Source organism: Demequina sp. NBRC 110056 (assembly GCF_002090155.1).
Lineage (GTDB): Bacteria > Actinomycetota > Actinomycetes > Actinomycetales > Demequinaceae > Demequina.
This window is the reverse complement of sequence record NZ_BBRM01000002.1, coordinates 699,617-714,887: the sequence shown is the minus strand read 5'-3', so window position 1 is coordinate 714,887 and position 15,271 is coordinate 699,617. Positions and strand designations below refer to the sequence as shown.

The 15,271-nt window shown below is 67.3% G+C and carries 14 protein-coding genes; 11 read left to right on the top strand and 3 right to left on the bottom strand.

The window, feature by feature from the left end:
• Positions 1-76 precede the first annotated feature (76 nt).
• From infC to B7K25_RS03310, 7 genes are all read left to right on the top strand, one after another.
• Positions 77-679: a translation initiation factor IF-3 gene (gene infC / locus B7K25_RS03340; RefSeq protein WP_371328274.1), complete on the top strand. Its 603-nt coding sequence runs from the start codon at positions 77-79 to the stop codon at positions 677-679.
• A 50-nt stretch (positions 680-729) separates the two neighbouring features.
• A complete protein-coding gene (rpmI, locus tag B7K25_RS03335) occupies positions 730-924 on the top strand; it encodes a 50S ribosomal protein L35 (RefSeq protein WP_084104184.1) in 195 nt (64 codons plus the stop codon).
• Positions 925-959: 35 nt separating this feature from the next.
• Positions 960-1,340, top strand: coding sequence for a 50S ribosomal protein L20 (rplT, locus tag B7K25_RS03330; protein ID WP_084104182.1), 381 nt, complete (start codon positions 960-962; stop codon positions 1,338-1,340).
• Between the two features lie 10 nt (positions 1,341-1,350).
• Entirely contained in the window at positions 1,351-2,187 is an 837-nt protein-coding gene (locus B7K25_RS03325) for an RNA methyltransferase (RefSeq protein ID WP_084104180.1), read from the top strand.
• Between the two features lie 178 nt (positions 2,188-2,365).
• A complete protein-coding gene (locus tag B7K25_RS03320; protein ID WP_144018818.1) occupies positions 2,366-2,929 on the top strand; it encodes a hypothetical protein in 564 nt (187 codons plus the stop codon).
• A gap of 21 nt (positions 2,930-2,950) precedes the next feature.
• Positions 2,951-3,937, top strand: coding sequence for a diguanylate cyclase (locus tag B7K25_RS03315; protein ID WP_084104176.1), 987 nt, complete (start codon positions 2,951-2,953; stop codon positions 3,935-3,937).
• A 41-nt stretch (positions 3,938-3,978) separates the two neighbouring features.
• Entirely contained in the window at positions 3,979-4,428 is a 450-nt protein-coding gene (locus tag B7K25_RS03310) for a hypothetical protein (RefSeq protein WP_084104174.1), read from the top strand.
• A gap of 10 nt (positions 4,429-4,438) precedes the next feature.
• Here B7K25_RS03310 and B7K25_RS03305 read toward each other — a convergent pair whose 3' ends face one another.
• The gene (locus tag B7K25_RS03305; protein ID WP_084104172.1) at positions 4,439-4,987 is read right to left on the bottom strand and encodes an SRPBCC family protein; all 549 of its coding nucleotides are present in this window, start codon (positions 4,985-4,987) and stop codon (positions 4,439-4,441) included.
• A 511-nt stretch (positions 4,988-5,498) separates the two neighbouring features.
• Here B7K25_RS03305 and pheS point away from each other — a divergent pair.
• Both pheS and pheT read left to right on the top strand, forming a co-directional pair.
• Entirely contained in the window at positions 5,499-6,587 is a 1,089-nt protein-coding gene (gene pheS / locus B7K25_RS03300; protein WP_084104170.1) for a phenylalanine--tRNA ligase subunit alpha, read from the top strand.
• Positions 6,587-9,208: a phenylalanine--tRNA ligase subunit beta gene (pheT, locus tag B7K25_RS03295; protein ID WP_084104168.1), complete on the top strand. Its 2,622-nt coding sequence runs from the start codon at positions 6,587-6,589 to the stop codon at positions 9,206-9,208. Before pheS ends, pheT begins: the two co-directional genes overlap by 1 nt.
• 81 nt (positions 9,209-9,289) lie before the next feature.
• Here the strand turns inward: pheT and B7K25_RS13510 are convergent, their stop codons facing one another.
• Positions 9,290-10,060, bottom strand: a complete 771-nt coding sequence (locus B7K25_RS13510) for a hypothetical protein (protein ID WP_144018817.1) — start codon at positions 10,058-10,060, stop codon at positions 9,290-9,292.
• A gap of 258 nt (positions 10,061-10,318) precedes the next feature.
• Here B7K25_RS13510 and B7K25_RS03290 point away from each other — a divergent pair, with 258 nt between their 5' ends.
• The gene (locus B7K25_RS03290) at positions 10,319-11,581 is read left to right on the top strand and encodes a hypothetical protein (RefSeq protein WP_084104166.1); all 1,263 of its coding nucleotides are present in this window, start codon (positions 10,319-10,321) and stop codon (positions 11,579-11,581) included.
• Positions 11,582-11,714: 133 nt separating this feature from the next.
• Here the strand turns inward: B7K25_RS03290 and B7K25_RS03285 are convergent, their stop codons facing one another.
• Positions 11,715-12,791, bottom strand: a complete 1,077-nt coding sequence (locus B7K25_RS03285; protein ID WP_159450094.1) for a DUF4062 domain-containing protein — start codon at positions 12,789-12,791, stop codon at positions 11,715-11,717.
• 693 nt (positions 12,792-13,484) lie between these two features.
• Between B7K25_RS03285 and B7K25_RS03280 the strand changes: the two genes are divergently transcribed.
• Positions 13,485-15,026, top strand: coding sequence for a DEAD/DEAH box helicase (locus tag B7K25_RS03280; protein WP_084104162.1), 1,542 nt, complete (start codon positions 13,485-13,487; stop codon positions 15,024-15,026).
• Positions 15,027-15,271: the final 245 nt, after the last annotated feature.

The following is a 15,271-nucleotide window of genomic DNA, read 5'->3' as shown; positions in this document are numbered from 1 at the left end:
AGAAGACGACGAGAAGGAGCCACTCATCAACGAGCCCCGTATCAACGATCGCATCCGCGTCCCTGAGGTCCGCCTGGTGGGCCCCAACGGCGAGCAGGTGGGGATCGTCCGCATCGAGGACGCTACCCGTCTGGCGCAGGAAGCGGATCTCGACCTCGTCGAGGTCGCGCCCAACTCGCGTCCCCCTGTCGTCAAGCTCATGGACTACGGAAAGTTCAGGTACGAGGAGGCGGTGAAGGCTCGCGAGGCCCGTCGCAACCAGGCGAACACCGAGGTCAAGGAGATGCGTTTCCGCCTCAAGATCGATGAGCACGACTACGAGACCAAGAAGGGCCACGTCATCCGCTTCCTCAAGGGCGGCGACAAGGTCAAGGTCACGATCATGTTCCGCGGTCGTGAGCAGTCGCGTCCCGAGATGGGCCGTCGCTTGCTGCTGAAGCTGGCCGACGAGCTGCAGGAGTACGGCATCGTCGAGAACATGCCGTCTCAGGAGGGCCGCAACATGTCCCTCGTCCTCGGCCCGCTGAAGAAGAAGGCGGAGGCCAAGGAGGAGCAGCGCAAGGCTCGCGAGGAGCGCAGGGCGGCCGGCAAGGCCGAGCGCGCCGAGCGTGCGGCTGCCCAGACGGCCAAGCAGACGTCGGGCGGAGAGCCCGCTTCGGACGAAGCAGAGTCCGAGTAACAGACCCGCACGTCCCCACCGGGACGCGCAGAACGCAAGGAAGGGCAGTCATGCCGAAGAACAAGACCCACTCGGGCGCCAAGAAGCGCTTCAAGCTCACCGGCACCGGCAAGGTGAAGCACGCGCACGCGATGAACGTGCACAAGTTCGAGGAGAAGACGTCCTCGCGCAAGCGCCGTGTGGCGCAGGACGCGATCCTGTCGGACGCGGACTCCAAGAAGGTCAAGAAGCTGCTGGGCAAGTAAGCGCCCGCGTACACACGTAACAAGGAGTAAGAAACATGGCACGCGTCAAGCGGGCAGTCAACGCCCAGAAGAAGCGCCGCAGCACCCTCGAGCGGGCCCACGGTTACCGTGGCCAGCGCTCGCGCCTTTACCGCAAGGCGAAGGAGCAGGTCACCCACTCGATGGTCTACAGCTACAACGACCGTCGCAAGCGCAAGGGCGACTTCCGCAAGCTGTGGATCCAGCGCATCAACGCCGCCGCTCGCGCGAACGGCATCACCTACAATCGCTTCATCCAGGGCCTCAAGGCCGCTGAGATCGAGGTGGACCGCCGCATGCTCGCCGAGCTCGCGGTGAACGACGAGGCCGCCTTCGCCGCCCTCGTGGAGACCGCCAAGAAGGCGCTCCCCGAGGACGTGAACGCGCCCGCCGCGTAAGTCTCGCAGCATGACAGGACGCCCCACGGGGCCCGACGACCTCACGGTCACGCTCTCCAACCCGAGAGCGGAGCGAGTGAGGAAGGTCGCGGCCCTGTCGGGGCGTCCTGCGCGTTCCCGGGCCGGCCAGTTCCTGGTCGAGGGGCCGCAGGGGGTCCGCGAGGCGGTCGCCTTCGCGCCCGAGCGTGTCCGGGACGTCTACCTGAGCGCCGATGCGCTCGCCAAGCACCCGCAGATCGTCGCCGATGCCCTCGCAGCCGAGCTGTGGGTGCACCTCGCGACGGACGAGGTGGTCGCCGCGATGAGCGTGGACTCCCAGGGCATCCTCGCCGTGGTCGAGACCGCCGGAGCGTCGCTCGACGACATCGTCGCCGCGAAGCCGCGGCTCGTCGCCGTGCTGAGCAACGTGCGTGACCCCGGCAACGCCGGCACGGTCATCCGGGCCGCGGATGCTGCGGGAGCCGACGCCGTGGTGCTCGCGGGCGACAGCGTGGACATCACCAACCCCAAGGTGGTGCGCTCGACCGCGGGGAGCCTGTTCCACCTGCCCATCGCGAGGGCGCCGCTGGCGGACGCCTGCATCGCGCTGAGCGAGGCGGGGCTGACGCTGCTCGCAGCGGACGGCTCGGGCACCGTGGAGCTGGGCGGCGAGGGCGCCGGCGGCGCTTCGCTGGGCGGACCCACGGCGTGGGTGTTCGGCAACGAGGCGTGGGGCCTCGCCGAGGACGACCTCGCGCTCGTCGACACCGTCGTCCGGATCCCCATCTACGGCCGCGCCGAGAGCCTCAACCTCGCGACCGCCGCCTCGGTGTGCCTCTACGCCTCGGCCGCGGCCCAGCGTTCCTGACGCCGCAGCGTTCCTGACGACACCGGCTCGTGACGCCCACGAGCGCACCCTAGCGAGCGCATCGGCGCTGCTGCGGCCCGTTCGCGGGCGTCCCGGAGGACGTGAAACCGGCCCCTTCGTGACCAACTCCACTCAGAATCGTCCTGAGAGCGGCCCCCGCGCTCCGTAAAGTCGACGTATGTCCCCTGCTGTGAGTCGCCTGCGGCGTCTCAGCCGCTCTCGCGGCTTCCTCATCGCTGCCGCGATGGTGGTCGGCATCCTCGTGCTGCAGATGGTGACGACGGTGGCCGCGGGGATCGCCGCGACGCGGCTGTCGGAGGACGCGGCGCGGGACACGTTCAGCTATGTGGGCGACCTCACCGCCGAGCGGGTGGCTCGCTACGCGGAGGCAGCCCGCGACGTCGTCGACGGCACGACGGCGCAGATCCAGCGCACGCCGGAGATCGAGACCACCGAGCTCCTCGGGTCCATCTACCAGCGCCTCGTGCGCGAGCCGTCGGTGCGCGCGATCTACGTGGGCCGGCCCGACGGCTCGTACCTCGTGGTGCGGCGTGATGGCAGCGGCTTCGACGTGCAGATCGGCGCGGGTCCCGGCGAGGCGACGGTGCTGCGCGACTACGACGCGCGCTTCAAGCTGCTGGGCGAGACCGAGCAGGTGGTGGACTACGACCCGCGTGAGCGGCCCTGGTACCTGCAGGGCAGCGCGGGCGGCGGGACGCAGTGGACGGATCCGTACGTGTAGTTCGGCGGGGGCGAGGGCCTCGTGTCGGCGACCCGCTCGGCCGAGGTGGGCAACGACCTCGTCGCGCTCGTCGGCGCGGACCTCGAGCTGACGAGCCTCAGCCAGGTGCTCGCGGACCTGCCCATCGGCGACGGTGCGCGGGCATACGTGCTCGCGCCGTCGGGAGCGATCGTCGCGGCGCCGCCCGAGGCGCTCGAGCTGCTGCAGGAGACGGTCGACGCCGAGGGCCGCGTGCTCACGGCCGACGACCTCGGGCTCACGACTCCCGCCGACGACCTGGGTGCGGGGGAGACCCGCTACGACGTGCAGGGCGACCGCATCTTCCTCACGCGAGCGTTCGAGGCCGACGAGGACCTCGACTGGATCCTCGAGATCGAGGCCGACGAGGGCGACCTGTCGCCGGGCCTCGACCGCCTCACCGCGACGGTCGTGGCGATCACGCTGTTCTCGCTGGTCATCGCGATCGGCGCGCTCCTGCTCGCGCTGCGCGTGTGGCGCCCGCTGCGCGCGATGCGCGACCGCGCCGCGACGGACCAGCTCACGGGGCTCGCGAACCGCCACGAGCTGCTGCGCCGCGGCTCTGCGCTGGTGGAGAAGGCGGCGGCACGAGGCGACCGGGTGCTCGCGGTGGCCTTCGACCTCGACAACTTCAAGCTGCTCAACGACACCTATGGTCACGAGGCGGGCGACCATGCGCTCGAGACGGTGGCGCTGGCGCTGCGCGAGAACGTGCGCGCCGGCGACCTCGCGGCGCGCACCGGCGGCGACGAGTTCGTCGCGGTCCTGGTGCTGCGCCGCAACGACGAGCCCTTCGACGTCGTCGCCCGCATGCGCGACCACATCGAGCACGCCCTCAACACGCGCGTCTTCGGGGGCGAGGAGGTGGGCGTCACCGCTGGTTACGCCACGACCGTGAGCGAGGACGGGCTCGACGGGCTCATGGGCCGGGCGGACGATGCGCTGGTCGCCGGCAAGCGCGAGGGCAAGGGCCGCGTCTACGGCGCGTAATCCGGCGATGCTAGGGTGCCGCCTGGATCGAGAGGGAACTGATGGCTGACAACACGGTCGCACTGGACATCGCCGGCGCGCGCGGCAACGTGGCGCTCGAGGGCGCGGACGGCGTCTTCTACAAGGTGCTCATCGACGGGCAGCCCATCAAGCGCGCGAAGGGCCACTGGCCCATCCCGATGCGCAACGGCTCCACCGGCAAGCTCGAGTCGCGCGGCATCCTGCCGGGCTTCCAGAAGCTCGTGATGGACGGCCAGGACGTCTACCAGATGGGCGGCCACGCCTCCCTGGCAGAGAAGATCCTGATGTTCCTGCCGCTGGTGCTGGTCGTGTTCGGGTTCCCGGGGATGATCCTCGCGCTGATCCTGTTCTTCATGAACGTATTCGCGGTCAAGAACCCGCAGATGCCGCGCGCGGTGCGCATGGCGCTGCCCATCGTCAACACGATCGCAGGCGCCATCATCCTCTACGTCCTGGCGGGCATGCTCTGACGCTGACGCGTCACCCGTTGGTCGGATCGGCTCCGGGGTCGGGGATCTCGGGGTTGGGCGGCCGATGCGCGCTCGGGCCCGCGCGGTTCGGGTCGAGCCTATGCGGCTCACCTTCGGCGACGTCGCGGCCCTCGACGAGCGCCACCAGGGCGGCGAGGTCCTGGGGGAGCGCGCGCTCGAGGACGGCGCGCATCTCCATCTCGAGCTCGCGGCCCTGAGGGCCGTCGAGCCACGCGCGGATCTCGACGCGGCTGCCGTTCTCGAGCGGCCGCGCCTCGTGGTGCACGGTGAGGGTGGTGGCGTTGCCGTCGATGTCTTCAGCGACCACGGTGGTGTCCGAGTAGACATGCGGCGCTTCGAGCGCGGTCACCTCGAAGGGCGCGGGGTCGTTGCCCACGGACTTGGCGGTGCCGCGTGAGCCGAGCGCCACGGGCGTCTCGACGTCGAACCACTCCATGGAGGACGCCCACTCGGGATGCGTGGGCAGATCCACCCAGCGCTCGAAGAACGCCTCGGGCGGGGCGGTGGACGTGTGGATGACGCTGCCGACTTCGATCATCTCCCCACGCTAACCCGAGCCCGCTCGCGCGGCACGGGAAGTGGTGTTCGGGTACTTCACTCTGGCATGAAATAGCGTCGCAACGATGCGCGGTGCGGGACCGACGTCGCTCAGTCGCCATCAGGTGACGCGCCACGCCCAGAGCCGACAGCCACGCACCATCAGGACGCCAAGGCACCGGAGACGGGGGAGCGGCGCCGCGAAGGCACGCTACGCTGGCCCCATGAGCACGAGCGAGCAGCACCGGGCCACCATGGCCCGCGCCGCCGTGCGGCGGGAGTCGGGAGCGCCGCAGCGCACCGCACCTTCGCTGTTTATCTAGGCCCAGGGAGAACCCCTGGGCCGCCCCGCGCCGGGCACGCACTCCCCGCGGTCGATTCTCGTCGCTCTACCGCCTTAGACCAGCGAAATGGATCCATTTCGCCGGTTCAAGGGCGAGGATCAGCGCCGATCAACCGCCAGGACGCGCCGGTAGACTTCCCTCCGACCCCCAACCCCTGGATTGGCACTCATGACTGACCTGTCACCGCTCGATGGCGATGCCGTCGAGGCCGCTGTGGCCGATGCGCTCGCAGCCATCACCCTCGCGTCCACCTTGGATGAGCTGAAGGAGGCGCGGCTCGCCCATACGGGCGACAAGGCCCCGCTCACTGCGGCGAACAAGCAGATCGGCGGGCTCGACCCGGCCGACAAGGCCACCGCCGGCAAGACCATGGGCAAGGCCCGCGCCCAGGTGAACCAGGCGATCGCCGGTCGCCAGGCGATCCTCGAGGCCGAGCGCGACGAGCGCGTCCTCGTCGAGGAGACGGTCGACGTCACCCTCCCGGTGAACCGCCACCTGCAGGGCGCACGCCACCCGCTGGAGACCATGCAGGAGCGCATGTGCGACACGTTCGTCGCCATGGGCTGGGAGGTCGCCGAGGGCCCGGAGATGGAGGCGGAGTGGTTCAACTTCGACGCCCTCAACTTCGATCCGGACCACCCGGCGCGCGAGATGCAGGACACGTTCTTCATCCAGCCGCCCACGTCGGGTCTGCTGCTGCGCACTCACACGTCGCCCGTCCAGGTACGCGCCGCGCTCGAGCGCCGCGACGCACTGGAGAATGAGGGCCGCGGCATCTACGTGGTGTGCCCGGGCAAGACCTTCCGCACCGACGAGCTCGACGCGACGCACACGCCCGTGTTCCACCAGATCGAGGGCCTCGCGGTCGACAAGGGCCTCACCATGGCCCACCTCAAGGGCACGCTCGACGCCTTCGCGCGCAGCCTGTTCGGCCCCGACGCCGTCACGCGCCTGCGCCCCAGCTTCTTCCCGTTCACGGAGCCCAGCGCGGAGATGGATCTGCGCTGCTTCGTCTGCAACGGCGAGGACAGCGGCTGCCGCACGTGCTCGGGAACCGGCTGGATCGAGTGGGGCGGGTGCGGCATGACGCACCCCAACGTCCTGCGTGCCGCCGGGATCAACCCGGACAAGTACACGGCGTTCGCGTTCGGCATGGGCATCGAGCGGACCCTGATGTTCCGCCACGGTGTGAAGGACATGCGTGACATGGTCGAGGGAGATGTGCACTTCTCCCAGCAGTTCGGGATGGAGTTGTAATGCCCAAGATTCCGCTTCAGTGGCTCGCGGAGTCCGTGGACCTGGTCGACGGCCACACCGCCGTCGACGTCGCCGCCGCACTCGCGAAGGTTGGCCTCGAGGAGGAGGGGATCGAGGGCGGTGGCGTCTCCGGTCCGCTGGTCCTCGGCCGCGTCATGAGCCTGGTCAAGGAGACCGCGTCCAACGGCAAGACGGTCAACTACTGCCGGGTCGACGTGGGCGAGCACAACGACCCCGCCGGGCCCGGGCACAAGCCCGACAACAAGGAGGACTACCCGTCCTCGAAGGGCATCGTGTGCGGTGCGCACAACTTCCACGAGGGCGACTGGGTGGTCTGCATCCTGCCCGGCGGCGTGCTGCCCGGGAACTTCCAGATCGGCGGCCGCAAGACGTACGGCCACTGGTCGGACGGCATGATCTGCTCGGCCAAAGAGCTCGCCCTGGGCGAGGACCACGACGGCATCATCGTGCTCGCCTCGCCCTCGGGCGAGTCCGAGGTGACCTACCCCGGACTGGTGAGCGAGGACCAGCTGGTGGCGGGCGCATCGGCGATCTCCCTGCTGGGACTCGACGAGGAGACGCTCGAGATCAACGTGACCCCCGACCGTGGCTACAGCTTCTCGGTGCGCGGCGTCGCGCGCGAGTACAGCCACAGCACGGGGCAGGTCTTCCGTGACCCCGCCGCCATCGAGGTGACGGGCGCCCGGACGGCCGATGCGCTCGCTGAGGGCGTCTTCGAGGTCGCCATCGAGGACGACGCGCCCATTCGGGGCACCGTGGGCTGCGACCGCTTCGCCGCCAGGGTTCTGCGCGGGTTCAACCCCGCCGCGGAGTCGCCGTCGTGGATGAAGCGTCGCCTCGACCAGGCGGGCATGCGCCCCATCTCGCTCGCGGTGGACGTCACCAACTACGTGATGCTTGAGCTGGGCCACCCGCTGCACGCGTACGACCTGGACAAGGTCGTCGAGCCCATCGTGGTGCGTCGCGCGGTCAAGGGCGAGGTGCTGAAGACGCTCGACGACGTCGACCGGATCCTCAGCACCGAGGACCTGATGGTGACGGACTCGGCCGGAGGGCGCGGTGCGCGTCCGATCGGCATGGGCGGCGTCATGGGCGGCGCCGAGACCGAGGTGTCCGCGTCCACCGTCGACGTGCTGCTCGAGGCCGCGCATTGGGACCCGATCACGATCGCGCGCACGTCGCGACGGCATCGATTGGGCTCGGAGGCCTCGCGTCGCTACGAGCGTGGTGTCGACACGCAGCTCGCGCCGGTGGCGATCGAGCGCGCGCTGACGCTGATGCAGGAGTTCGGCGGGGGAGAGATCGACGACTACTGGCTCGACATCGACAACACCGTCGCGCCGTCGTCGATCGCGATGGACGTCGCGTACCCCAGCCTGATTGTGGGCGTCGAGTACACGCCCGACGAGGTCGTGGCGGCGCTCGAGCTGGTCGGTTGCTCGGTGGATCGCGATGCGGAGTCCCTCCTCGTCACCCCGCCCACCTGGCGCCCGGACCTGCAGGAGCCGGTCAACCTCGTGGAGGAGGTCGCGCGACTTGAGGGCTACGACGACCTGCCGTCGGTGCTGCCGGTCGCGCCTCCCGGTCGCGGTCTGACGCACTCGCAGCGTGTGCGCAGGTCCATTGCGCGCACCCTCGCCGAGTCCGGCCTCACCGAGGTGCTGACCTATCCATTCATGTCGGAGACCAGGCTCGATGAGCTGGGTGTGCCGGACGTGGACGCGCGCCGCGACGTGGTGCGCCTGGCGAACCCGCTGAGCGCGGAGCAGCCGTTCATGCGCACCACGATGCTGGCGACGCTGGTGGATGCGGTGAAGGTCAACCTGGGCCGCGGCGAGCAGGATGTCGCGGTCTACGAGCTGGGCCGGGCGTACCAGGCGAAGAATATCGGCGTGCTGCCGACGGTCGACAACACGGACGGCGGCATCCAGCCGCATGAGGTCGAGGCACTTAACGAGGCGCTTCCGGGACAGCCGCGCCGTGTAGCGGGCATCATGGCGGGCAACCGCGTGCGCGCGGGCTGGAACGGACACGCGACCGCGTGGGATTGGACCGATGCGCTGGCGGCCGTGGACCGCGTCGTCGCCGCCGCGGGCGGCTCAGTCGTCGTCACGCAGGGTTCGCGGATGCCGTGGCACCCGGGCAGGGGAGCTACGTACTGGCTGGAGTCCGGCGAGTTCGTGGCCCACGCGGGCGAGCTGCACCCGAAGGTTTGCGAGCGCTTCGGTCTACCGGCGTGCACGGTGGCGTTCGAGATCGTGCTCGACGACCTGATCGCGTCCACCGAGGGTGCGATCCAGGCGGCCGAGCCGGTGTCGCAGCAGGTCCTAGCGAAGGAGGACTTCGCGTTCGTGGTGGCTTCCGATGTCGCGGCTGGCGACCTGGTGCGCGTGATCCGCAACGCGGGCGGTTCTGTTGTTCAGGATGCTCGGGTGTTCGACGTCTACACGGGCGAGCAGGTGGGCGAGGGCAAGAAGTCGCTGGCCGTGAACGTCGTGATGCGAGCTCCCGATCACACCCTGTCCGCGGACGAGGTGCTCGCGGTGCGTGAGGCGATCATCGGGGCTGCGGAGGCGGAGTTTGGGGCCGTGTTGCGGTAGGCCGTTGCCGCAGTGCCCAGAGTCGGATGTCAACTCTCTCGAACTGTCGGGCCGGCACCAGCGCGCTTCGACGGCATCGAGTCAACCCTTTGCGTCGCCGCCCAACACTTCGTCAGTGATCTCGCGAACGGACGGTCTACTCTGGCCCTGGCCCCCGCGAAATAGCCTGTAGACCCTAGGTTTGCCTTCGCGGTCCTCGAACGTCACGATCCATGGGTTGTTCCCCTGTCCGGGAGCTCGAGAAGCCCCAACCAACTGGTGAAGGAGCCAGCGCCTCGAAGTCGGTGGTTCCGCCGCACCACGTCGCCAGCCCCAGACCAGATCAGCAATCACGTAGAGCGGCACGGCATCGGGCAAGTAGGGCTCGCCACCTTTCTCTCCGTGCGAGAAGATCTCGGTAGCACACGAGTCTGAGTCGATGTCGTCGCCGTCGGCTGCTTGTTCGGCGAGCAGCTGTTCAGATGCGTTCATCGGCACTGATGGACCCGCCAAGCGCGCTCTCTCCAAGAGGGCCGCCTGCGCGTCGCGGACTGCATCGATGCCTTGATCAACTCCGTCGAACCTGCTCTCAAAGCGATCGCCAAGTTTGTCAAGAATCTCAGCGAACTTGCTGTTTGCATTCGACGATGACTTCTCTTGCTGCACGAAGATCGCTCCAGCCACGGCCACCCCTATCAGGGAAATCGCGAGTCCTGCGGCCAGCCAAGCGTGACTCCAGGATCCCTTGGCCGATAGGAAGACGAAGCAAACAACGGCGACTACCGCCAAGACGACGGCCGTGATCGCGAGGGCCGTGGCGCCACGTGTGAAGGTAGAGCTTTCAGTGTGGGCTGACTTGCCTTTATCCTGCATGCGGAGCTCCAAGTTTCTACGGCGGGTGGCAAAGCCAACATAGGGGCCGCAACGCCACTCGGCAACAATGAAACCTTCGAGAACGGCGCCATCTCGACACGCAATACTGATACCGGCGCAATAGCCAGAGTTTCAGTGCAACTTGTCGCGCCCAAGGCCCGATGTAATCTGAATTCTTGAGGCGGTACGACAGGCAAGTGGAGCGGCCGTTGTGCAGAACAGAAGTCCAAGCCGGGCGCAGTTCGGAGGGAATCGTACTTGTACGAGATCAACATCTTCAGTAGCCCCTTCGATGCTGTGACTCCCGCTCCTAATGGGAAAGAGCGCGTCGGGCACGCTTCCGAGATCGTCCGCTATGACGAGGACTTTGTGAAACCTGCGTTGTTCCTGGCGGACCGCGCGGTTCTCAAGACCACCCGGGTAGATGCCTACCTCGACGAGTTTCGAGAAGCGTCGGCAGCCAGCATGTTCGCACCCGCGAAGGCGTTCGCCTTCTGGATCTCTCGATCTCGAGACCCCGAGCAACTTGATCGCTACGGCATCGACCCCAAGGACTTGCTGTCCGAAGAGGAGATGGAGACCTGGGAGAGAGTCTTGGAGAGCCCCTCTAGCCGAGAGTTCACTGACGAGGAGATCGACGAATTCAACTTCGCTGACGCTTATCGCAAGCATCGGGCTGAGACTGGCAATAGGGCCGAGCCCGAGACCCGCTTCCGGCATCGGGTGCAACCCCTCACAAGTGCGAGGGCCGCGATTTTCAAGAGCCGTGCAGACTCGTTTTTGAGTGCGCGTCTGAATGCCATGCCAACGACCGTCATCCGTCAAGAGCCGTGGGACTCGACGGTGCGTACGCAGTACCAGAAGTTCCTTGACACGCGTGTGGGCGAGCACGCCGCAAGCGACCGAATGGTCGAACAAATGGAGACAGCAGTCCTTCACTCCGTGGCCGGCGTGATGCTCGATCCGGCGGTGTCCTACGGTTTGGGCGTGCGAGGAGCTACCCCCGCGGAGATCGGCTCTGCCGCCACCGTCTCGGGCGCTGTCGAACTGATGAGGATGGTTGGAGGCCTCTCTGAGTTGCCGCTTGATGAGGTAGTTGAAGTGCGCGAGGAGTTGCATCCATATCTACAACCGTTCCGAGGGTTTCTGCTGGAGACAAGTGCCGCGGCGAACTTGGAGGACGCGGACGCCCTCGAACAGGGAAGGCTGCTGCAAATCGCATGGGAGGCCGAAGTCGCCCCAGCAATCTCTGATATGAGAATTCACGTCGAGGGTGCGACCTTCAAGCGCAATGCGCTCGACCTGTTTTCGTCCGCTAGCGACGCGACCAAGACGCTTGGGATGGCGGTGGGTGCGGCGTGGGCTTCAGGGCTGACAGGTATTGCTGCGTTGTCTGTCGCCGCGGCAGCAGCGCCGCCAACGTTGACAGCGCTCGTCAGTTCCATTCGGGCGAAGCAAGATGTGAGACACAACCGAGCGTACTTCGTCCACGGCCTCGAGAAGGTCACTCGCAAGGGCTAGAGAATCGTACGCGCCACCGCGTCACTATGACGGCCGCTGGACAGCATCCGCAAATAGCTGCCCAACGCGATCTGCAGAGGATACTGATACCGCCAGGCGCGATCTGAGGTGCGATTCGTTGCTCGCTGCACACTTACTCTGTACGGCGCTGCGCTCGCATTCTCATCATCTGGTCTTGTCCGGACTCCGTGAGCACCCAGTACTTGTTGGTGTCGCTGGCAGTCCGCTGTTTTTCTCCACGCGCGATCAAGCCGAGCGCGAAGAACTGAACGAGAACGTCGCTTACGGATTGGTCTGTGACAGTCGGGCTCTCTGACAGACGTCCAAAACCGTCTGGGAGTAGTTTCGCGTCACTGTTGACCTGGGCTACGAGGAGGTCGGAGAGGGTGCTCTTGACCTCAGTCTCAGCCGCCTCGTGAAGCATGGTCGGCCCGACGGCTGCAAGAATCTCATTCCAGGTCAGTTTGACCGGAACAGTCCAGGTGCGTTTGCGAGAGTTGTACTGGACATTCCCTTCAACCGACAGTTCTGACTTGAGGTATCCGACGATGGTCAGGTTGAGTGACGACTCGTCTTCACCTTGTGAGAGCGCCTCGGGTGCCTCGAAGCTGGCAGCCCGACGTGTTTCGACCTCGAGAGTTAACTCGGTGACGCGCGCTCGTAGTTCAGCGAGCTCCGTTCGGGTTTCTGGCGTGAGGGCGTTTGACGCGCGAACCCAGCCCTCGGCTGGGAAGTTCTCTCGGGCCTCAATCAAGGACAGCGCAACTTCGCCAGGCAAAGCGTCTGGCGTGGTCCAGTAGCGCACGACTCGAGCCGCCTCGACTTTCTCCCTGAACTCCTTGAGGCGTTGACGTGGCGCAGGATCTAGCTCGATCTGGTCGCTCTTCAACTCGCCGGGCTGTCCATGTAAGAACGCCATGACGGGCTTGCCAATGGAGTCTGCGAAGTCGTATTCCATCTCCGTGTAACTTAGTTCAGTCTCAGGGTCGACCGAGCCGTACTTGCCGCCGATGACGAGCACGTAGTAATCGCACTCGGATATGACCCGCTTTATGAGGCGCCACTTCTCGTCGTTTCCCGCGACAAACAATTCCATACCTGCGGGTATGCAACCAGCCGTTAGCAACGCCTGAATGACCGACTGACGCTCGTTCCTGAGGTCTAGGTAGGTTGAACTCACAAAGACTTGCTCGCGACGATCAGATGCCATGCAATCACCGTAGCGGGCAGCGGTGCGCGGGGAGTGTGCCGTATTCGATACAGCTCGAGTCTTGTACGCAAGTCCAAGCCCTGTCGGACGCGTGTGGTCAGATCGACAGTGTTTGGTTGCCGGGCTAGTGCCCATTGACCTGCCCCTATTTCTCGAAGCTGCTCACTTCGGGGCGCGGCGTCGCCCTGACGTCTGGCGCGAGTCACGTGTGGGAGTCGGCAACACGAAAGGAGTGACCCTTGCGGCAACGCAACCCCAAATACCCGCGCCACGGGTCCTGCCCGCAGGGCAAGCGGTGAGTGCGCGTCGCGCGCGCCAGGATCCCGCCGGGTTGTCGAAGCCATGGCGGCCGCATTCACCACCTCATGATGGCGACGCGCAGGCCAGAGGCCTTTGCCCTAGCACTGGCATGCGACCTGCCTGCTATCCTTAAACCTGTGCCCAGCCAGAAAATCGGCTGGCACGCGTCGCAGATTGCTTCCACTTCTCGCCAGCGCAACGGCCTCAACAGGGGACAGAAAAGCGCCAGGCTCGTAGAAATCCTCTCTTCGGCGAACGAACGCGGACACCTTCGCGATTCGCCACCATCGCCGGTGCCCTGGTTGTCGAGACAACCCGGCCCAGGGAAACTCACGCGCGCAGACAAAGAAAGCGCGCGCATCGGCCCGTAGCCCGAAAGGCTCACCCGTCCCTATGACGAACACCTTCGCCGAACTCGGCGTGCCCACCAAGCTCACCGAGGTTCTCGAGCGCGACGGCAAGACCGCCGCGTTCCCCATCCAGGCCACGACCCTGCCCGATACTCTCGCCGGACGCGACGTGCTGGGCCGCGGCAAGACCGGCTCCGGCAAGACGCTCGCGTTCTCGCTGCCGATCGCTGCGCGCCTGGGCGCCAAGGGAGGCCACGCCAAGCCCGGCCGCCCCCGCGCGCTCATCCTTGCCCCCACGCGCGAGCTCGCGACGCAGATCGACGCCGTCATCGCGCCGCTCGCCGCCGCCTACGGCCTCACCACCACCACAATCTTCGGCGGCGTGAGCCAGCACCGCCAGGAGGTCGCCATGCGCCGCGGCGTCGACATCGCCGTGGCGTGCCCTGGCCGCCTCGAGGACCTCATGGGCCAGCGCATCGTGAGCCTCGACGACGTCGAGATCACCGTGCTCGACGAGGCCGACCACATGGCTGACCTGGGCTTCCTGCCCGGCGTCACCCGCATCATGAACGCCACGCCCACGCAGGGCCAGCGCCTGCTGTTCTCGGCGACGCTCGACAACGGCGTGGACAAGCTCGTCAAGCGCTTCCTCACGAACCCCACGACCCACAGCGTCGACAGCGCCGAGAGCCCTGTCGAGGCCATGACGCACCACGTCTTCCACCTCACGAGCGCCGATGCGAAGAAGGACGTGGTCCGCGCCCTCGCCTCCGGCACGGGTCGCCGAGTCCTGTTCATGCGCACCAAGCACCACGCCAAGCGCCTGGCCAAGCAGCTCACCGCCGACGGCATCCCCGCCGTCGACCTCCACGGCAACCTGTCGCAGAATGCGCGCGACCGCAACCTCGCGGCGTTCTCGTCCGGTGAGGCCAAGGTGCTCGTCGCCACGGACGTCGCCGCGCGCGGCGTGCACGTTGACGGCATCGAGCTCGTGGTCCACGTGGACCCACCCGCCGAGCACAAGGCGTACCTGCACCGCTCGGGCCGCACGGCTCGTGCCGGATCGGCCGGTGACGTGGTGACGCTGGTGCTGCCGGAGCAGAAGCGCGACACCGCGCAGCTGCTGCGTCAGGCCAAGATCAGTGTGGCGCCCGTGCAGGTCAATGCGACGTCGCCCGCCGTCGTCGAGCTTGTGGGCGAAGTCGCCGCGTGGGTCGACCCGGCGATCGCCGCCAAGAAGGCCGCGGCGCAGCCGCAGCGTCAGGGTGGCAACGGTGGCGGCCGCAACGGCGGCCGTGGCCAGAACGGTCGCGGCGGTGCCGGTGCTGGCGCCGGCTCGAATGGCGGCGGTCGTCGCCGTCGTGGCGGCAGCGGTCGCGGCAACGCGGCGGGGGCCCAGGGACAGTCAACCGGCTCCGGCCCGCGCACGGCCAACGGCCACCGCAACGACGCCGGTCACTCGACCGCGAAGCCCGGCCAGGGCGGCGGCAACCGCAGCCGCTCGGGCAACCGCAACTCGCAGGGTGGTGGCTACCGCTCGGCCGCGGACTTCTCGTCGGGTCGCGGCGGGCGCCGCTCGCGCTGACCTCAGAGTTCAGTGATCTCCTCGGCTCGGGTGGCGACAGCTGCCCGAGCCGAGGCGTTTCTGGGGCACTTCCTTAGTGCTGGAGGGCCGATGCGACAGCGGCGTCCACCTGCTCACGTACCCTGGAGAGGTGAGCATCCAGGAGGTGGTCGGCGCCGTGTGCGCCGACACCAGGTCGTAGAGCCCCGGCCGTGCCCCCTCAGGCACGGCTGACTTCGCCGACCCCTGACAACCTCCGCCCGCTC